The sequence below is a fragment of the Halorubrum sp. Ea1 genome (genome assembly GCF_002252965.1).
GTDB lineage: Archaea > Halobacteriota > Halobacteria > Halobacteriales > Haloferacaceae > Halorubrum.
In genome coordinates, this window is record NZ_NHPG01000023.1 from 1 (window position 1) to 17,286 (window position 17,286).

General features: G+C 70.1%; 18 protein-coding genes and 1 pseudogene. 13 read left to right on the forward strand and 6 right to left on the reverse strand.

The window, feature by feature from the left end; all coding sequences use genetic code 11:
- Nucleotides 1-94: 94 nt before the first annotated feature.
- Nucleotides 95-223, reverse strand: a pseudogene (locus tag DJ73_RS20125) (DUF5789 family protein); the annotation flags it as partial.
- 410 nt (nucleotides 224-633) lie between these two features.
- On the reverse strand, nucleotides 634-1,794 hold the full coding sequence (locus tag DJ73_RS03645) for a M24 family metallopeptidase (protein WP_094557316.1): 1,161 nt from the start codon (nucleotides 1,792-1,794) through the stop codon (nucleotides 634-636).
- A 96-nt stretch (nucleotides 1,795-1,890) separates the two neighbouring features.
- Between DJ73_RS03645 and DJ73_RS20130 the strand changes: the two genes are divergently transcribed.
- Nucleotides 1,891-2,031 (forward strand): hypothetical protein, encoded by a 141-nt coding sequence (locus DJ73_RS20130; RefSeq protein ID WP_170938333.1) that lies wholly within the window; start codon nucleotides 1,891-1,893, stop codon nucleotides 2,029-2,031.
- Nucleotides 2,032-2,166: 135 nt separating this feature from the next.
- A complete protein-coding gene (locus DJ73_RS03650) occupies nucleotides 2,167-2,397 on the forward strand; it encodes a hypothetical protein (RefSeq protein ID WP_094557317.1) in 231 nt (76 codons plus the stop codon).
- A gap of 44 nt (nucleotides 2,398-2,441) precedes the next feature.
- Here the strand turns inward: DJ73_RS03650 and DJ73_RS03655 are convergent, their stop codons facing one another.
- Nucleotides 2,442-2,828 carry a glyoxalase gene (locus DJ73_RS03655; RefSeq protein WP_094524254.1) on the reverse strand — a complete coding sequence of 129 codons (387 nt, stop codon included), beginning with the start codon at nucleotides 2,826-2,828 and terminating at the stop codon, nucleotides 2,442-2,444.
- A 26-nt stretch (nucleotides 2,829-2,854) separates the two neighbouring features.
- Nucleotides 2,855-4,285 carry a tRNA(Ile)(2)-agmatinylcytidine synthase gene (locus DJ73_RS03660; RefSeq protein WP_094557318.1) on the reverse strand — a complete coding sequence of 477 codons (1,431 nt, stop codon included), beginning with the start codon at nucleotides 4,283-4,285 and terminating at the stop codon, nucleotides 2,855-2,857.
- Between the two features lie 198 nt (nucleotides 4,286-4,483).
- Between DJ73_RS03660 and DJ73_RS03665 the strand changes: the two genes are divergently transcribed.
- On the forward strand, nucleotides 4,484-5,455 hold the full coding sequence (locus DJ73_RS03665; protein WP_094524256.1) for a transcriptional regulator: 972 nt from the start codon (nucleotides 4,484-4,486) through the stop codon (nucleotides 5,453-5,455).
- A 24-nt stretch (nucleotides 5,456-5,479) separates the two neighbouring features.
- Here DJ73_RS03665 and DJ73_RS03670 read toward each other — a convergent pair whose 3' ends face one another.
- Nucleotides 5,480-7,141, reverse strand: a complete 1,662-nt coding sequence (locus tag DJ73_RS03670) for a P-loop NTPase (RefSeq protein WP_094557319.1) — start codon at nucleotides 7,139-7,141, stop codon at nucleotides 5,480-5,482.
- Between the two features lie 156 nt (nucleotides 7,142-7,297).
- On the opposite strand from DJ73_RS03670, the gene ahaH reads away from it, so the two are divergent.
- From ahaH to DJ73_RS03720, 10 genes are all read left to right on the forward strand, one after another.
- Nucleotides 7,298-7,654, forward strand: coding sequence for an ATP synthase archaeal subunit H (gene ahaH, locus DJ73_RS03675; RefSeq protein WP_094524258.1), 357 nt, complete (start codon nucleotides 7,298-7,300; stop codon nucleotides 7,652-7,654).
- 4 nt (nucleotides 7,655-7,658) lie between these two features.
- On the forward strand, nucleotides 7,659-9,881 hold the full coding sequence (locus DJ73_RS03680) for a V-type ATP synthase subunit I (protein ID WP_094557320.1): 2,223 nt from the start codon (nucleotides 7,659-7,661) through the stop codon (nucleotides 9,879-9,881).
- 234 nt (nucleotides 9,882-10,115) lie between these two features.
- Complete coding sequence (locus tag DJ73_RS03685) at nucleotides 10,116-10,370, forward strand: hypothetical protein (protein ID WP_094524260.1); 255 nt, start codon at nucleotides 10,116-10,118, stop codon at nucleotides 10,368-10,370.
- Between the two features lie 14 nt (nucleotides 10,371-10,384).
- Nucleotides 10,385-10,963: a V-type ATP synthase subunit E gene (locus tag DJ73_RS03690; RefSeq protein WP_094524261.1), complete on the forward strand. Its 579-nt coding sequence runs from the start codon at nucleotides 10,385-10,387 to the stop codon at nucleotides 10,961-10,963.
- The gene (locus DJ73_RS03695; protein ID WP_094524262.1) at nucleotides 10,960-12,006 is read left to right on the forward strand and encodes a V-type ATP synthase subunit C; all 1,047 of its coding nucleotides are present in this window, start codon (nucleotides 10,960-10,962) and stop codon (nucleotides 12,004-12,006) included. Before DJ73_RS03690 ends, DJ73_RS03695 begins: the two co-directional genes overlap by 4 nt.
- On the forward strand, nucleotides 12,003-12,332 hold the full coding sequence (locus DJ73_RS03700) for a V-type ATP synthase subunit F (RefSeq protein ID WP_094524263.1): 330 nt from the start codon (nucleotides 12,003-12,005) through the stop codon (nucleotides 12,330-12,332). Before DJ73_RS03695 ends, DJ73_RS03700 begins: the two co-directional genes overlap by 4 nt.
- A gap of 1 nt (nucleotide 12,333) precedes the next feature.
- Nucleotides 12,334-14,112 (forward strand): ATP synthase subunit A, encoded by a 1,779-nt coding sequence (locus DJ73_RS03705; RefSeq protein WP_094524264.1) that lies wholly within the window; start codon nucleotides 12,334-12,336, stop codon nucleotides 14,110-14,112.
- A gap of 2 nt (nucleotides 14,113-14,114) precedes the next feature.
- On the forward strand, nucleotides 14,115-15,533 hold the full coding sequence (locus DJ73_RS03710; protein WP_094524265.1) for a V-type ATP synthase subunit B: 1,419 nt from the start codon (nucleotides 14,115-14,117) through the stop codon (nucleotides 15,531-15,533).
- Between the two features lie 120 nt (nucleotides 15,534-15,653).
- Nucleotides 15,654-16,355, forward strand: a complete 702-nt coding sequence (locus DJ73_RS03715; RefSeq protein WP_094524266.1) for a V-type ATP synthase subunit D — start codon at nucleotides 15,654-15,656, stop codon at nucleotides 16,353-16,355.
- A 69-nt stretch (nucleotides 16,356-16,424) separates the two neighbouring features.
- Nucleotides 16,425-16,835: a DUF6276 family protein gene (locus DJ73_RS03720; protein ID WP_094526953.1), complete on the forward strand. Its 411-nt coding sequence runs from the start codon at nucleotides 16,425-16,427 to the stop codon at nucleotides 16,833-16,835.
- A gap of 49 nt (nucleotides 16,836-16,884) precedes the next feature.
- Here DJ73_RS03720 and DJ73_RS03725 read toward each other — a convergent pair whose 3' ends face one another.
- Complete coding sequence (locus DJ73_RS03725; RefSeq protein ID WP_094557321.1) at nucleotides 16,885-17,247, reverse strand: PLD nuclease N-terminal domain-containing protein; 363 nt, start codon at nucleotides 17,245-17,247, stop codon at nucleotides 16,885-16,887.
- Between the last annotated feature and the right edge of the window lie 39 nt (nucleotides 17,248-17,286).

Consider the following 17,286-nt stretch of genomic DNA (forward strand, 5'->3'; position numbering starts at 1 on the left):
GAGGAGCATCTAGGAGGCACAGTGATGATGTAGTGAGATACGTCGTTTTTTTTTTTTAGATGTGTATAAGAGACAGGCAGGAGGGCGACGCCGCGACGTCGCTGCGCGTCGCGGGCCACGTGAGCCGTGACGCGACGCGGGCGATCGGCTCGCCCGCCACGTCCGGTCCCTCGCCGAGCTCGACGGCCGGCTCGCTCTCCTCGGCCTCGTCGTTGTCGCTCATACCCCGCGGTTCCGCTCCGGCGACACTAATGGTTTCGATGCGAATCGGATCGTGCCCTCACGCGCCGCGCGGCCTCGGATTCGCCCGTTCGATCGATTTCCGTGACTCTCAACCGAGATCGGCCCACGATCTGGTCGGCCATCGCCCGTCTGACGACCGACAAACAAACCCGAAATAATTCGGTATCACAACTATATCATTCGGCAATAAGTTCCGATTGCGGAGTAAGCACACGACTCCCGTATCTCGCGTCGGGTCCCTGCGCGCCGATCTTTCGGGTCTCACTGTCACACTCCCCCTTCGCGTCCCTTTCCTCGCCCGCTTCGTCTCTCCCACGCCCGCTTCGTCTCTCCCTCGCGCGCTCTTTCGCTTCGCGGACACGGACCTTCCCCCGCGGCCGGACGGACCGGTCACCGCCAGCCGCGGTCGGTGTCGTTCAGTCGCTCGCAGCCGTCCGCCGTGACGACGACGAGGTCCTCGATCCGGCAGCCGAACCGTCCGTCGAGGTAGACCCCCGGCTCGACGGAGAACACCATCCCCGGCTCGAGCTCCCGGTCGTTGCCCGCGACGATGTACGGCTCCTCGTGGACGTCGAGCCCCACCCCGTGTCCGGTCCGGTGGACGAACGCGTCGCCGTACCCCGCCGACTCGATCACCTCCCGCGCCGCCCGGTCGACCGACGCGGCCGCGACGCCCGGCGCGACGGCGTCGACAGCGGCCGCCTGCGCCTCCCGAACCGCCTCGTGGACGCGCTCGTACTCCGCCGGGGGGTCGCCGTCGAAGGCGAGCGTGCGCGTCTGGTCGGAGGGGTAGCCGCCGACGCGCGTCCCGAAGTCGAGCACGACGGGCTCGCCGGCCCGGATCTCTCGGTCGCCGTGGCCGTGGTGCGGCTTCGCCCCGTTCGGGCCCGACCCCACGACCGTCTCGAACGAGACGCCGGTGCCGCCGTGCGCGGCCAGCCGGTCGGCGATCCACGCGGCGAGGTCGCGCTCGGTCATTCCGACCGCGTCGGCGCCCAGCTCGCGGAGGTCGCGCACGGTCGCGTCCGCGGCGGCGGCCGCCTCGCGCAGCGCCGCCACCTCGGCGTCGTCCTTGCGGACCCGGAGGTCGGCGAGCGCCTCGCTCGCGAGCCCCCATGTCGCGTCCGGCGCCGCCGCGCGGAGGTCCTGCGTGAACGTCGCCCACATCGTGTCGTCGACGAGGAGGCGCCCCTCGCGGAGGCCGCGGTCGGCGAGCAGGTCGCGCGCGGCCGCCACCGGATCGTCGCCGTCGGCCCACGTCCGGACGTCGGCGACGCTCGTCTCCTCGCGCACCTGCGTCTCGTACAGGTCCGGGACGAGGAGAGCGGGCGCGGTCCCGTCGCTCCGCGCGGCTCCGTCCCCGCTGTCGTGCCCGCCGCCGTCGCCCGCGGTCGGCACGGCGAGCAGGAAGTGCCGCTCGCTCGGCTCCTCCTCGAACCCGGTGAGGTACTGGAGGTTCCGGCTCGGGAAACAGACCAGTCCGTCGGCGTCGACCGCTCGCAGCCGCGCCGCGGCGCGTTCGCGGCGGTCCGCGTGGGTGTCGTCGGTCATAAACGACCTCGGCCCGGCGGTCGCATATAAGTAGGGTGTCGTTGACGCCGAGGCAAGCGGCTCGTAACCATGTGCCTGCCCGTGCAATATGTGAGCATGAGCATCGAGAACGCGTCGACGTTCGACTGCCCGGAGTGCGACGTGACCGCACCCTCCGCGTCCGTCCCGTACGACACCCTCGGATACGCGGTCTGTCCGGTCTGCTCGTACGCGACCGGCCCGGTCGACCGAGACTGACGGTCGACCGAGACTGACGGCCGCTCGACGGCCCCGCCGCGACGACTGCGCCTCGACGACCGCGCCTCGACGGCCCCGCCGCGACGACCGCGCCCGAACCGGGCCGTTTTAGCCGCCGCGCCGGCCTTCTGGGGTATGAGCTGGTCTCTGGGACGCGAGGACGAGGCGATCACCGAGTGGGAGCGCTCCGACAGCTACGCGACGGTCCGCGTCCGCGAGCGCGCCGACGGCGGGTTCGTCGTCCGCCTCGACGTGATGGAGCAGGCCGTCGACGAGTCGGCCTACGAGCGCGAGCGCTTCGACGACCGCGAGGCCGCGCTCGACCGCGCCGCCGAGTGGCGCGAGGAGCGGACCATCGAGGACTGACCCGGTCGGTTCGGCCCCGCTCCTCCCGCCCGGCCCTCACCGCCTCAGATCGGCCCCACGTCGTCGGCGAGGAACGCCTGACACTCGACGGTCCGCCCGTCGGGGTCCTCGGCGAAGAACTGGTAGATGTCGTACCGCTCGTTCTCCCTCGGTTCCTCGACCGCGCCGGGCGCGCTCGCGTCGTCCCGGCGGTCGCTCGCCTCTGCGAGGCGCTCCCGCACGTCGTCGACCGTTTCGCGGTCGGGGTAGACGAACGTGAACGTCCCGCACGTCTCGGTCTCGTCGCGGTCGCAGAAGCCGAACAGGAGGTTGTCGTGGCGGAGGATCGTGCAGTCGGGCTGTTCGAGCCACGTCTCGGCGCCCAGTTCCTCGCGGTAGAAGTCGACGACGCCGCCTCGGTTCTCCGTTCCGTGGAAGACGATCCCGGACATGCCCGAGGCGTCGCGTCCCGATCACTTCACCGCTCCGGGTGCACCGGCGCGTCGAACCCGCCCCTCACGAGCGGCTTCGCGACGTGCCGTCGGGCGCTCGGGGGGACCTCGTACCAGCCGGGCTCCAGCTCGCGGTCGATCTCGTGAGCGACCTTTCCGGGCGCGTCGGTGCCGCAGTCCCGGCAGCGGTACCCCTGTCCCCGGCCCGCCGAGGACATGGATCGACCGCAGTCCGGGCAGGTCGGCACCGCCGGCTCGGTCCGCACGAGGTCCCGGACGGCGAACTTCTCCAGCTTGAGCGTCGCGGTCGGTCCCTCCGCCTCACCCGCCGACCGTCCCCGTCGCTCGTGTTCGCCGCACAGGGTCACCCGGTCGCCGGGTCGGAGGGCGCGCACCCGGTCGCGGAAGCGGCCGGTCGGCGCGAAGGCGACGCAGCGGAGCCGGCCGCCGCCTCCCGCGGAGCGTTCCCCGGGCGCCGCGACGTCGACGTGGACGTGACCCCCCCGTTTCGTCTCCGGTTCGCCCGCGACCGCGCCGGCGACTCGGTAGCCCGCGCCGTCGCGGAGGTCGCCGATCCGCCCGGGCGCGAGGTGGGCGTCGGTCCCCTGATTGGTGAGGAAGGTCGCGGCGCGCTCGACCGGCTCGCTCTCGACGGCCTCGGCGACCTCCCGGCACGCCGCCGGGTCGTCGCCGCGGATGCCGTGGAGGATCGGACCGGGGGCGTTGGGGACGCAGACCGCCGCGCCCGTCTCGCGGTCGACGGTGTCCCAGACGGTCGGGTACCCCGCGTCGGCCGCGGCGAAGACGCTCTCGACGTCGACCTCGCGGGGCGTCCCGCAGCGGTCCAGCTCGCGGTACGAGATCCGCTCCGCCGTCCAGTCGTCGAACGCGGCCGGGGCGCCGACCGCCGCGAGCGCGCCGATCCGGCCGCGGCCGGCGACCGCCTCGTCCCCCGTCTCACCGCCGGTCCCGAACGCGGCGTGTCGGTAGCCGCGCGCGTCGGCGATCGACAGCGCCTCGTCGAGCGAGAGCCGGCGCCGGAGCGCGCGGCGGGCGAAGTCGGCGACGTCGTCCGGGATCCGCGACGTCGACGAGGCGGCGCCGGCGTCCTCCGGGGCCCCGGCGGCGGGGGCGACCGGCGCGAACGGGTCCCCCGCGACGTCGACGTCGGCGGCGACGACGCCCGGCGAGGTCCGGGGGTCGTCGGCCGCGGCGAACTCCCGGACCGCCTCCGCGGCGAGGTCGAACGCCGCCGCCGCGTCGATTCTCGAAACGTGGACCGCGACGGCGGCGTTCCCCCGCGTCTTGTGTTTCACGGCGGGGTTCAGCCGGACGAGGAGCCGGCGGCGGACCCGCCCGCCGGCCGCTTCGAGCCGCTCGGCGAGCCGCGCGCCGACGTACGTCGTGCACATCCCGCGCTCGCGGGAGTCGGTGTCGTCGACGGCGACGATGGGCATACGCGCCCTTCTCCGCTCCCGGACAAACCGGTTTCGGCCGGTCGCTCGGGCCCCTCCCGAGCGATTAGCCGCCGATCGGCGCCGACGCGGTATTTAACGGCTCCGGTGGGTGAGACGGGGAAAACGCAAGCGGGCGGCGGTTTCGAGCGGCCGCAAGTGACACAACGCATATATACGGCGAGCCGCCTATTTCAGGGTATGTCCCGGACTGCGCTGATAGAAAACGTCACCGCGATGCTGGAGGACGCGGGCTTCCTCGTCAGCGATCGGTGTGCGGTCCGGCCCAAGAGCTTCGACGTGGCGGCCCGGCGCGGCGACGACCTGCTCCTCCTGAAGATCCTCGGCAACGTCGACGCCCTGGACGCGGAGACCGGCGCTGAGATGCGCCGGCTCGGCGAGTACCTGCGGGCGACGCCGATGGTGATCGGGGTCCGGACCCGCGACGAGGAGCTGAAGCCCGGCGTCGTCTACTTCCGGCACGGCGTCCCGGTGATCAACCCCGACACGGGGTACGACCTGTTCGTCGAGGGGATGCCGCCGCTCATCTACGCGGCCCCCGGCGGGCTCTACGTCAGCCTCGACGGCGACCTCCTCGCCGACGAGCGCGAGGAGCGCGGCTGGTCGCTCGGCCAGCTCGCGACCGAACTCGGCGTCTCCCGGCGCACCGTCTCGAAGTACGAGGACGGGATGAACGCCTCCATCGAGGTCGCGATCCAGTTAGAAGAGCTGTTCGACGAGCCGTTCTCCAGCCCGGTCGACGTGCTGGACGGCGCCGACGAGGTGCGCGACGCCGACCCGACCCCCTCGGCGCCCGAGACCGACCCCGACGACGAGCACGTCCTCCACGTGCTCACCAACGCCGGCTTCACGGTCCACCCGACCGCCCGGGCGCCGTTCAAGGCCGTCTCGGAGGACGATCAGCGCGCCGAGACCCGCGTCCTCACCGGTCACTCGGCGTTCACCCCCGCGGCGGAGAAGCGCGCGCGGATCATGTCTTCGATCGGCGAAGTCGCCCGCACGCGCTCGGTGTACTTCACCGAGGAGGACGAGAAGCGCGAGTCGATCGAGGGCACCGCGCTGGTCTCCTGCGACGAGCTCGCCGGTATCACCGATCCCGAGGAGATCCGCGAGCTCATCCGCGACCGGGCGGAAGCGCCCTCCGAGGCCTGAGACCGCGAGCGCGTTCCGGCCCACTTATCGCCCGAACAAGCGACTGAAGAAGCCGCCGCTCTCCTCCTCGTCGTCCGCCTCGGTTCCGTCCGACGCCGTCTTCCCGCTCTGTTCCCCCGCGTCTCCGTCGCCGTCGGTGCCCCCCGAGAGCACGGTGTTCCTGCCGCCGGTGTCGTCGTCGCGGAACGGGACGCTCCCCGCGAGCTCGTCTTCCGGACCGGTCGCCTCCGCCTCGCCGATCTCCGGCTCGTCGACCTCCGCCTCGTCGTCCGGACCGGCCCCTTCCGCCTCGTCGATCTCTGGCTCGTCGATCTCCGGCTCGTCGACTTCCCTATCGTCGCTCCCCGTATCGTCGGTCGCTTCTCCGTCGTCTGCGGCCCCTTCTCCGTCGTCTGCGGCCCCTTCTCCGTCGTCTGCGGCCGCTTCCTCGGTGTCCTCCGGCGTCGCTTCGTCGCCGTCGTCCGCTGCGACCTCGTCTTCGTCCGCCGCGGTCTCGTCCTCGAACGCTTCGGCCTCCGCCGCGTCCTCCTCGATCATCGCCTCGAGGTCGTCGCCGTCGACGTGCTCCTCGCCGACGGTCTCCGTCTCGCCGGTCGCGGCCCGGTCCGCGGCCGCGGCGTCAGCGGTCGCTTCGGCGTCGACCTCGTCGTCGTCGGCCGGCGCTTCCGTGCCTTCCTCCGGAACGGGGTCCTCGTCGGCGACGATGATCTCCTCCTCGTCGCCCGGGTCGCTCAGTCCCCCCGGCTCGGCGTCGGCGACGATGATCTCGTCGTCGTCCGCGTCGGTGCCGTCCGCGTCGGTATCGTCCGCGTCGGTGTCGTCGGCCTCCCCTTTGACCTCCTCGGCCTCCGCGGACTCGTCCGCGTGGTCGGCTTCCTCCGCGTGGTCGGCTTCCTCCGCGTGGTCGGCTTCCTCCGGCTCCGAGTCGTCGGTCGCGTCGGACTCGCCGATCCCGGCTCCCTCGACGGCCGCGCCCGTCAGGGCCCGAGCGAGGTCCCGGTAGGCCCGAGTGGCGGGCGCCTCCGGCGCGAACGTCGGGAGCGGTCGGTTCGCGGTCGCCGCCCGGACCACCGCGTCGTCCTCCGGGATCCGACCGAGGACCGGCGCGTCGAGCACGTCGCCGACGTCGTCGAGCCTCTCGGCGCCGGCGACGCCCGGGTCGGCGTCGGGGTCGACGCGGGTGATCGCGGCGCCGGCGACCGCGCCGCCGAGCCGCTCGGCGAGCTGTCGCGTCTTCTCGGTGTCGCCGAGGGCGCTCCGCTCGGCGGTCGAGACGAGGAGCGTCTCGTCGGCGATCGCGAGCGGGAGGCTCGAATCGTGCGAGAGCCCCGCGCCGGCGTCGACGAACACGTAGTCGGCGCCCTCGAAGGCGGCGACCGCGTCGCTGAGCCCGGCGGGGTCGGCCGACGCGTAGGCGTCGAGGTCGTCCGCGCCGGGGACGACCCGGAGCCCCTCGGGCCCCTCGTGGACCGCGTCGAGCGGGTCGGCCCGCCCCGCGAGCACGTCGTGGAGCGTCGTCTCGCCGGGCGTCACGCCCAGCGCGCCCGCGAGGTTCGCCATGCCGATGTCGGCGTCGACCGCGACGACGTCGGCGCCGGAGCCGGCCAGGATCGTCGCGATCGCCGCGGTCGTGGTGGTCTTCCCGACCCCACCTTTCGCCGACGCGACCGCATACACCGTTGCCATACGGTGACGGTCCGGCGACTGGTACTTAAATGTAGGCGGCGGCCGCCGGCCGGAGACGTGCGGGCGCCGCGGATTCCCGCCGATATCGGGGGCAACGCCCGCGTACTTTCGCAAACACCTTATACGTCGCTTGTAGAGTTTCAGGCGATTAGTAGCATGGCGAGACCAGAGGTGCTCGACCGGATCAAGGAGGCTGAACGGGAGGCGGACGAGATCATCGCGGAGGCGGAATCGGACGCCGACGAGCGCCTCGCCGAGGCTCGAGAGCGCGCGGAGGCGATCCGCGCCGAGGCCGAGGAGGAGGCGGAGTCCGAGGCCGCGGAACGGCTCGAGGCCGCCCGCGAGGAGATCGAGGAACGCCGCGAGGAGATCCTCGAGTCGGGCCGGTCCGACCGCGACGAGCTCGAACGCGAGGCCCGCGAGCGCGTGGACTCGGCCGTCGACTACGCAGTCGAACGGTTCGAGGAAGCGGTGAACCAACAGGCCGAGGAGGCGGTGGATGCTCAGGCCTGAGCGGATGAGCAAGGTGTCGGTGACGGGCTCGAAGCGCGTCATCGACGACGTCATCGAGGCGGCGTACGCCCACCACTCGCTGCACGTCACGGACTACGACGAGCGCTACGAGGGGTTCGCGCCCGGCGAGTCGCTCGAGGGCGCCCAGACGGTGAACGAGCGGCTCGTCACCGTCCGCTCGCTGGAGAGCGTCCTCGACGTCGAGGGCGACGAGGTCGACGCGGCCCGCGCCATCGACGACGAGGAGCTCGAACGCGAGCTCGCCGACGTCCGCGAGCGCGTCAACGCCCTCAACGACCGGCGTGACGAGCTCCAGACCGAGATCCGCGACCGGGAGGAGGAGATCGACCGCATGGAGCCGTTCGCCGACCTCGGCATCGAGCTCGACCTGCTCCGCGGCTACGACTCGCTGGAGGTCGTCGTCGGCGAGGCCAAGCCCGACGCCGTCGAGGCGACGCTCGCCGACGCCGACGGGATCGACGCCTACGAGGTGTTCGCCGGGAGCGACGTCGTGGCGATCTTCGCGAAGCCCGCCGACGGGGCCGAGGAGGGGGTCCTGCAGGACTCGCTCGTCGGCGTCGACATCGCGCTGCTGGAGGTCCCCGAGGCCGAGGCCGGCCCCGCGGAGTACGTCGCGGAGCTGGAGCGCGAGCGCGAGGATCTGCGGACCGACCTCGAGGCGATCGAGGCCGACCTCGCAGCCATGAAGGAGGAGGCGGCCGCCTTCCTGCTCCGCGCCGAGGAGCAGCTCACCATCGAGGCCGAGAAGAAAGAGGCGCCGCTCTCCTTCGCGACCACCGAGAACGCGTTCGTCGCGGAGGGGTGGATCCCCACGGACACCTACCCCGAATTCGAGGCGACCATCGCCGACGCCGTCGGCGACCACGCCGAGGTCGAGGAGCTCGAACGCGCTTCGTTCACGCCCGACGGTGACCACCACACCGAGGCGGTGGACGGCGACGAGGGCGATTCCGCGAGCGCGGTCGACGCCGACGCCGGCGCCGCGGACGCGACGGCCGAGAAGGCGGCCGCCACCGACGGCGGCCACGCGATGCACGGCGACGACGACCCGCCGGTCGTCCAAGACAACGGGAACGCGGCGGGGCCGTTCGAGCTGCTCGTGCAGGGCTTCGGCCGACCGAAGTACTCTGAGTTCGACCCGACGCTCCTCGTCTTCCTCACGTTCCCGCTCATGTTCGGGTTCATGATCGGCGACGTCGGGTACGGCGTCCTCTACGCCGCGATCGGCTACTTCCTGTACAGCCGATTCGACGGGACGTTCCGGGAGCTCGGCGCCGTCGCGATGTGGGCCGGCGGCTTCACGATCCTGTTCGGGATCTACTTCGGGATCGACCTGTTCGGCTACCACGCGTACCAGCTGCTGCCGGGTGACATCCACTGGCCCGTCGACGGGAAGGGGCTCTCGCCGGCGGACCTCGACTGGGCGCTGTCGTTCCTCGTCGCCAGCGTGCTGTTCGGTCTCGTCCACCTGAACGCGGGGCACATCCTCTCGTTCGTGAGCAACTACCAGCAGCACGACCTCAAACACGCACTGTACGAGGGCGGGTCGTGGCTGCTGATCCTCAACGGCGCGTGGGTCTGGATCTTCAGCCAGCACGTGCTCGGTCCGAAGCCGGCGTTCCTCTTCGACTCGTTCTCGATACTCACCTTCGGGGCGGTGTCGTTCGCCGGCTTCCCGGTCGCGGTCGGGTACGTCGCCATCGCGGCCATCGCTCTCGGCGTCGTCCTGCTCGCGATCGGCGAGCCGCCGGAGCTCGCCGAGGTGCTCTCGCCGATCGTCAACGTCATCTCGTACGCCCGGATCATGGCGGTGCTGCTCGCGAAGGGCGGGATGGCGCTAGCGGTGAACCTGCTCGCGTTCGGCGCGTACATCGACGAGGGCGGCGCGGGGAGCTTCCACTTCATTTTCTCCGCCGACTACCTCGAGTACGTGCGGAGCCACCCGGAGGACTACGAGCTCGTCTTCGCGGGGATCACGACCGCCTTCGACCCCGCCTCGATCGGCCTCGTCGGGGTCGTCGCGCTCGTCGGCGGGGTCGTCGTGGCCGTCGTCGGCCACGTCGTCGTCCTCCTGCTCGGCGTCACCTCCGCCGGCATTCAGGCGGTGCGTCTCGAGTACGTGGAGTTCTTCGGGAACTTCTACGAAGGCGGCGGCGACAGCTACCTGCCGTTCGGCCACGACCGAGAGTACACCACCGAGGAGTAGGGCGTCCGGCGGCCGCGTCCCGCCCTGGTGCCTCCGCCCCTCGCAGTCATTCACTGCCGCTCTCGTCGGCTCGGACACGCCCGTCGCGCGTCGCGGCGAGTCGCGTTCGAGCCGCGTTTAGCCCCGCCTCCGTCCCCGACTGCGGCCGGTCTATTCGGTCGTTTTGGGAAGCTTTATGACTACTGTGGCGGCAACTAGCAACTGTTCGGAGACGAGCAACCGGAACTACTACCAATGCTTGAAGCTACCAACGCACTCGGGAACGCCGTACTGTCCACCGGAGGAACACTTACTGACCCCAACGCCGCGGCAGCGCTCGCCGTCGGCCTCGCGGCGCTCGGTGCGGGCTACGCGGAGCGCGGTATCGGCTCGGCCGCCGTCGGCGCGATGGCCGAGGACGAGGACCTCTTCGTCAACGGGCTCATCCTGACGGTGCTTCCCGAGACGATCGTCATCCTCGCGCTCGTCGTCGTGTTCATCGTCGGGTAACCCTTTTTCAACCAATGAGTTTGGACACTGTCGTTGAGGACGTTCGAGACGAAGCCCGCGCGCGTGCAGAGGAGATCCGCGAAGCGGCGGAGTCCGAGGCGGACGAGATCGTCGCCGAGGCGGAGGCCGACGCCGAGCGCATCCGCGAGGAGCGGCTCGCAGAGGTCGACCGACAGATCGACCAAGAGCGCGAGCAGACGCTCTCGTCGGCCAAACTCGAGGCGAAGCAGGAGCGGCTCGGAGCCCGCCGCGACGTCCTCGAAGACGTCCACGACGACGTCGAGGCGGCGATCGCCGGTCTCGACGACGACCGCCGTCGCGAGCTGACCGAGACGCTGCTCGACGCGAGCCTCGCGGAGTTCGACGGCGACGCCGACGTCGCCGTCTACACTCGCGCCGAGGACGTCGAGCTCCTCGAGGAGCTCGTCGCCGACCGCAACGCGGAAGTCGACGGCGAAGTCGACTGTCTCGGCGGCGTGGTCGCCGAGAGCGACACCTCTCGCGTTCGCGTGAACAACACGTTCGACTCGGTCCTGGAGTCCGTCTGGGACGACGAGTTGAAGAACATCTCGGAGCGGCTGTTCGACCAATGAGCGCCGTCGGGAGCTCGAACCCGGAGTACGTCGTCGCGCGGGTTCGCGCCCGCCGCGGCAGCCTCTACGGGGACGAGGAGTACCGCAAGCTGACCCGGATGGGCCCGGCGGAGATCGCCCGGTTCATGGAGGAATCGAGCTACGGGCGGGAGATCAACGCCCTCGGGAGCCGCCACGGCGGCGTGGACCTCATCGAGTACGCGCTGAACCGGAACCTCGCCCAGCAGTTCGAGGGGATCTTAGAGTGGAGCGAGGGAAGGCTGTACGACCAGATCGCCCGCTACCTCCGCAAGTTCGACGCGTGGAACGTGAAGACGGTCATCCGCGGCGTCTACACCGACGCGGACCAGTCCGACGTCGAAGTCGACCTGATCCGCGCTGGCGAGTTCGACGACCGTTTGATCCGGCGCCTGCTGGAGGCCGACTCGATCGACGGCGTCGTCGAGGTGCTGGAAGACACGATCTACGGCCCGCCGCTCCGCGAGGCGTACGCCGAGTACGAGGAGACGGACGTGCTGGTCCCCCTCGAGAACGCCGTCGACCGCGCGTTCTACGAGCGGCTCCTCTCCGGGCTCGGTAACGACGAACCGACCCGGCAGTACGAGGCGTTCCTCAAGGCGGAGGTCGACTTCCGGAACGCGACGAACGCCCTCCGGCTCGCCCGGTCGGGCGCGGACATCGACCCCGCCGCGTACTTCATCGAGGGCGGCGAGCTGTTCACCCGCGGGTCGCTCGCGCGGCTCGCGCGGAACCTCGACGAGCTCGTGGAATACATCGCGGACAGCCAGTACGCCGAGCAGCTCGGCCCGGCGCTGCGCGAACTCGAGGAGGCGGACAGCCTCATCGCGTTCGAGCACGCGACCGACGCCGCGCTGCTCGCGTACGGCGACCGGCTCGGCACGATCCACCCGGTGTCGGTCACCCCGGTCATCTCCTACATCCTCGCGAAGGAGCGAGAGGTGGAGAACATCCGGGCGATCGCCCGCGGCAAGGAGGCCGGCCTGTCGGCCGACGAGATCGAATCGGAGCTGGTGATAACATGAGCCAGGAGATCGCCGTCGTCGGCAGCCCCGAGTTCACTACGGGGTTCCGGCTCGCCGGCGTGCGGAAGTTCGAGAACGTACCAGACGACGAGAAGGACGAGCGGCTCGACGACGCCGTCGAACGGACCCTCGACGACGAGGGCACCGGCATCATCGTGATGCACAACGACGACCTCGACCACCTCTCGCGGGGGACCCGCGAGTCGGTGGAGGGGAGCATCGAGCCCGTGCTCGTCACGCTCGGCGGCGCCGGCGCCGGCAGCGGCGGGCTGCGCGACCAGATCAAACGAGCCATCGGGATCGACCTGATGGAGGAGGACGATTAACATGAGCAAAGCAGAATCCACGGAGACCACCCCTACCGAAGACGGTGTTATCCAAAGCGTGAGCGGTCCGGTCGTGAGCGCCCGCGACCTCGACGCCCGCATGAACGACGTCGTCTACGTCGGCGACGAAGGCCTCATGGGGGAAGTGATCGAGATCGAAGGCGACATCACGACCATTCAGGTGTACGAGGAGACCTCCGGGGTCGCCCCCGGCGAACCCGTCGAGAACACGGGCGAGCCGCTGTCGGTCGACCTTGGTCCGGGCATGCTGGACGCCATCTACGACGGCGTCCAGCGACCCCTGGACGTGCTGGAGGGCAAGATGGGCAGTCCCTACCTCGACCGCGGGGTCGACGCGCCCGGCATCGACCTCGAGGAGGAGTGGGAGTTCGAGCCGATCGTCGAGGTCGGCGACGAGGTCGGCCGCGGCGACGTGGTCGGCGTCGTCGAGGAGACGGTCACCATCGACCACAAGGTGATGGTGCCGCCGGACGCCCTCGAGGAGGGCGAGACCACCGAGGTCACCGCGATCGAGTCGGGCTCGTTCGACGTCACCGAGACGGTGGCCGAGCTCGCGAACGGGACCGACGTCTCGATGCACCAGGAGTGGCCCGTCCGCGAGGCGCGCCCCTCCGAGAACAAGAAGACGCCCCGGACGCCGCTGGTGTCCGGACAGCGCATCCTCGACGGCCTGTTCCCCATCGCGAAGGGCGGGACGGCCGCGATCCCGGGCCCGTTCGGCTCCGGGAAGACCGTCACGCAGCACCAGCTCGCGAAGTACGCCGACGCCGACATTATCGTCTACGTCGGCTGCGGCGAGCGCGGAAACGAGATGACCGAGGTCATCGAGGACTTCCCCGAGCTGGAGGACCCGGCCAACGGCAACCCGCTGATGGCCCGCACCTCGCTCATCGCGAACACCTCGAACATGCCCGTCGCGGCGCGTGAGTCCTGTATCTACACGGGGATCACGATCGCCGAGTACTACCGCGACATGGGGTACGACGTCGCGCTGATGGCCGACTCCACCTCGCGGTGGGCGGAGGCGATGCGCGAGATCTCCTCCCGGCTGGAGGAGATGCCCGGCGAGGAGGGGTACCCCGCGTACCTCGCCGCCCGGCTCGCGCAGTTCTACGAGCGCGCCGGCTACTTCGAGAACGTCAACGGGACGGAGGGGTCCGTCTCGGCGATCGGCGCGGTGTCGCCGCCCGGCGGTGACTTCTCCGAGCCGGTCACCCAGAACACGCTGCGCATCGTGAAGACGTTCTGGGCGCTCGACGCGGACCTGGCGGAGCGCCGCCACTTCCCGTCGATCAACTGGAACGAGTCGTACTCGCTGTACAAAGACCAGCTCGACCCGTGGTTCGAGAACGAGGTCGCCGACGACTGGGCGGAGAAGCGCCAGTGGGCGGTCGACGTGCTCGACGAGGAGACCGAGCTGCAGGAGATCGTCCAGCTCGTCGGGAAGGACGCCCTGCCCGACGACCAGCAGCTCACCCTGGAGGTCGCCCGCTACCTGCGCGAGGCGTACCTCCAGCAGAACGCGTTCCACCCGGTGGACACGTACTGTCCGCCCGAGAAGACGTACCTCATGCTGACGACGATCGAGGCGTTCAACGACGAGGCGTTCAGGGCGCTCGAAGCGGGCGTCCCCGTCGAGGAGATCGTCGACACCGAGGCCGCCCCCCGAATTAACCGGATCGGCGTCCAAGAGGACTACGAGGAGTACGTCGAGGAGCTCAAAGCGGAGATCGCCGACGAGCTCCGGAGCCTCTACTGACCATGAAAGAGTATCAGACCATCACCGAGATCAGCGGCCCCCTCGTGTACGCCGAGGTCGACGAGGCGATCGGCTACGACGAGATCGTCGAGATCGAGACGGCACAGGGAGAGACGCTGCGCGGACAGGTGCTCGAATCCTCGGAGGGCGTCGTCGCCATCCAGGTGTTCGAGGGCACCTCCGGTATCGACCAGAACGCGTCCGTCCGCTTCCTGGGCGAGACGATGAAGATGCCCGTCACCGAGGACCTCCTCGGACGGGTCCTCGACGGCTCCGGCCGCCCGATCGACGACGGTCCGGAGATCGTCCCCGAGGAGCGGCAGGACATTGTCGGCGCGGCGATCAACCCCTACTCCCGGGAGTACCCCGAGGAGTTCATCGAGACGGGCGTCTCAGCGATCGACGGGATGAACACCCTCGTTCGCGGCCAGAAGCTCCCGATCTTCTCCAGCTCCGGGCAGCCGCACAGCGAGCTGGCGATGCAGATCGCCCGGCAGGCGAGCGTGCCGGAAGAGGAGGAGGCCGGGGAGGAGAGCTCCGAGTTCGCCGTCATCTTCGGCGCGATGGGGATCACCCAGGAGGAGGCGAACGAGTTCATGCAGGACTTCGAGCGCACCGGTGCGCTGGAGCGCTCCGTCGTCTTCATGAACCTCGCGGACGACCCCGCCGTCGAGCGGACGGTCACCCCGCGTATGGTGCTCACCACGGCCGAGTACCTCGCCTTCGAGAAGGACTACCACGTCCTCGTCATCCTGACGGACATGACCAACTACTGCGAGGCGCTCCGCGAGATCGGGGCGGCCCGCGAGGAGGTCCCGGGCCGACGTGGCTACCCCGGGTACATGTACACCGACCTGGCGCAGCTGTACGAGCGCGCCGGGCGCATCCAGGGCCGTGACGGGTCGGTGACGCAGATCCCGATCCTCACGATGCCGGGCGACGACGACACCCACCCGATCCCGGATCTGACCGGGTACATCACGGAGGGACAGATCTACGTCGACCCCGACCTGAACAGTCAGGGGCTGCAGCCCCCGATCAACGTCCTCCCCAGCCTGTCGCGGCTGATGGACGACGGGATCGGCGAGGGGCTCACCCGCGAGGACCACGCCGACGTGAAAGACCAGATGTTCGCGGCGTACGCGGAGGGCGAGGACCTGCGCGACCTCGTGAACATCGTCGGGCGCGAGGCGCTCTCGGAGCTCGACAACAAGTACCTCGACTTCGCGGACGCGTTCGAGTCGGAGTTCGTCGACCAGGGCTTCGACACGAACCGCGACATCGAGGAGACGCTGGAGATCGGCTGGGACCTGCTCTCGATGCTTCCGAAGGACGCCCTCAACCGGATCGACGAGGAGTTCATCGAGGAGTACTACCGCGAGGAGGACTCCGAGCGCGAAGTCGTCGAAGCGGCCGACTGACGCGGCTTTCTTCCACTTTTCGCCCTCAGTTAGCGGCGGCGCCGGCCGGGGCCGATCGCGCGCGACACGTCACGACTGAAAAGAATTATCCGCCTCGGAGCGGAAGACTCCACCAATAAGATGGCCAAGGACGTCAAACCGACGCGGAAGAACCTGATGGCGATCGAGGACCGCATCGAGCTCTCGGAGCGCGGTCACGACACGCTCGAACAGAAGCGTGACGGCCTCATCATGGAGTTCATGGACATCCTCGATCAGGCGCAGGACGTCCGCTCGGACGTCTCCGAGAGGTACGAGACGGCCCAGCGCAAGATCGACATGGCCCGGGCGATGGAGGGCGACGTCGCCGTCCGCGGCGCGGCCGCCGCGCTGAAAGAGCACCCGGAGATCACCACCCAGTCGAAGAACATCATGGGCGTGGTCGTCCCGCAGATCGAGTCCTCGAAGGTGAAGAAGAGCCTCGACGAGCGCGGCTACGGGCTGCTCGGCTCCTCCGCCCGCATCGACGAGGCGGCCGACGCCTACGAGGAACTGTTAGAGAAGATCATCCTCGCGGCCGAGGTAGAGACGGCCATGAAGAAGATGCTCACGGAGATCGAGACCACCAAGCGCCGCGTGAACGCCTTGGAGTTCACGCTCCTCCCGACCCTCTACGAGAACCAGGAGTACATCGAGCAGAAGCTGGAGGAACAGGAGCGCGAGGAGATCTTCCGCATGAAGAAGATCAAGGCCAAAAAGGAGGAAGAAGAGAAGGAGGAGGCCGAAGAGGCCGCCGCCGAGGCCGCGGCGGCCCGGGCCGAGGAGCCGGAGCCCGCGGACTGACCGGTTCCGTCGACTCGCGCCGTCCCGCGTCTACCGACCGAACCCGCCGTCTCATCCATCTCGTTTCTCATGTCCTGTCCCCGTTGTGACGCCGACCTCGTCGCGTTCGTCGTCCCGCCCGCGATCCGCGAGCACGCGCCGGCCGCGACGACGGCGATCTGCACCCGCTGTCTGCGGACGTTCGCCGCCGACGGGAGCGACGGGGGCGTCGAGGTCGACGGGTCCGACTCTGCGTCCCCCGCCGACCCCGATTTCTCCGCGGTCGACTCCGCGTTCCCCGACGGCGAGGCGGGCGCGGCGCTCGCGCTCGTCTGCGGCAAGCTGGAGTCGTTCGCGCTCAACCGCGCCTCGATCGAGGCGCTCGTCGACCACGCGGAGCGGTCCGGCGCCGACGTCTTCGCCTTCTTGGAGCGCCTCGACGCCGCGGACGCCGCCTTCGACCTCGACCGGCGGCGGGCGGCGCTGCTGGACGTGCTGTGAGGGCTCGCCGGCGCGTGGCGATCGCCGAGCCGATACCGACGCTCGGGAGTCAGTCCTCGTCGAGGTCGACGCCCGGCGGGTCGTCCCACTCGTCCTCGGCGTCCGACTCGTCGTCGGCCTCCGTCCCCGCCGGGCCGAGCGCCTTCTCGCCGCGCCGGCGCTCGTGGACCGCGAGGCCGGCCTTGCGCGCGTCGCTCCCGCCGGCGTACGGGTCTTCGGACGGGTCGTACGACTGTTCGTCCCGCTCGAAGAGGTACGCGAAGAGGCCGAACAGCGGGACGACGAAGGCGATGAGCGCCCACTTCTCGCGGTTCATCCCGTGTTTCGGGGCGTCGACGTAGACGTACGCGGCGAAGCCGACGAGCCACGCGAGCGGGACGCCGACGAGGATGGCGACGACGAGCGGCTCCATACCTACGCTTCGGGCTCGTCGGCTTAAGCACACGGGTGG

What these genes read in the sequence shown, in the direction of transcription:
- DJ73_RS03715 (WP_094524266.1), top strand. Translation starts at nt 15,654, where the DNA reads ATGGCCAAGGACGTCAAACCGACGCGGAAGAACCTGATGGCGATCGAG.
- DJ73_RS03700 (WP_094524263.1), top strand. Translation starts at nt 12,003, where the DNA reads ATGAGCCAGGAGATCGCCGTCGTCGGCAGCCCCGAGTTCACTACGGGG.
- DJ73_RS03660 (WP_094557318.1), bottom strand. Translation starts at nt 4,285, where the DNA reads ATGCCCATCGTCGCCGTCGACGACACCGACTCCCGCGAGCGCGGGATG.
- DJ73_RS03665 (WP_094524256.1), top strand. Translation starts at nt 4,484, where the DNA reads ATGTCCCGGACTGCGCTGATAGAAAACGTCACCGCGATGCTGGAGGAC.
- DJ73_RS03670 (WP_094557319.1), bottom strand. Translation starts at nt 7,141, where the DNA reads ATGGCAACGGTGTATGCGGTCGCGTCGGCGAAAGGTGGGGTCGGGAAG.
- DJ73_RS03725 (WP_094557321.1), bottom strand. Translation starts at nt 17,247, where the DNA reads ATGGAGCCGCTCGTCGTCGCCATCCTCGTCGGCGTCCCGCTCGCGTGG.
- DJ73_RS03685 (WP_094524260.1), top strand. Translation starts at nt 10,116, where the DNA reads ATGCTTGAAGCTACCAACGCACTCGGGAACGCCGTACTGTCCACCGGA.
- DJ73_RS03680 (WP_094557320.1), top strand. Translation starts at nt 7,659, where the DNA reads ATGAGCAAGGTGTCGGTGACGGGCTCGAAGCGCGTCATCGACGACGTC.
- DJ73_RS03645 (WP_094557316.1), bottom strand. Translation starts at nt 1,794, where the DNA reads ATGACCGACGACACCCACGCGGACCGCCGCGAACGCGCCGCGGCGCGG.
- DJ73_RS03655 (WP_094524254.1), bottom strand. Translation starts at nt 2,828, where the DNA reads ATGTCCGGGATCGTCTTCCACGGAACGGAGAACCGAGGCGGCGTCGTC.
- DJ73_RS20130 (WP_170938333.1), top strand. Translation starts at nt 1,891, where the DNA reads ATGAGCATCGAGAACGCGTCGACGTTCGACTGCCCGGAGTGCGACGTG.
- DJ73_RS03695 (WP_094524262.1), top strand. Translation starts at nt 10,960, where the DNA reads ATGAGCGCCGTCGGGAGCTCGAACCCGGAGTACGTCGTCGCGCGGGTT.
- DJ73_RS03710 (WP_094524265.1), top strand. Translation starts at nt 14,115, where the DNA reads ATGAAAGAGTATCAGACCATCACCGAGATCAGCGGCCCCCTCGTGTAC.
- DJ73_RS03650 (WP_094557317.1), top strand. Translation starts at nt 2,167, where the DNA reads ATGAGCTGGTCTCTGGGACGCGAGGACGAGGCGATCACCGAGTGGGAG.
- ahaH (WP_094524258.1), top strand. Translation starts at nt 7,298, where the DNA reads ATGGCGAGACCAGAGGTGCTCGACCGGATCAAGGAGGCTGAACGGGAG.
- DJ73_RS03720 (WP_094526953.1), top strand. Translation starts at nt 16,425, where the DNA reads ATGTCCTGTCCCCGTTGTGACGCCGACCTCGTCGCGTTCGTCGTCCCG.
- DJ73_RS03690 (WP_094524261.1), top strand. Translation starts at nt 10,385, where the DNA reads ATGAGTTTGGACACTGTCGTTGAGGACGTTCGAGACGAAGCCCGCGCG.
- DJ73_RS03705 (WP_094524264.1), top strand. Translation starts at nt 12,334, where the DNA reads ATGAGCAAAGCAGAATCCACGGAGACCACCCCTACCGAAGACGGTGTT.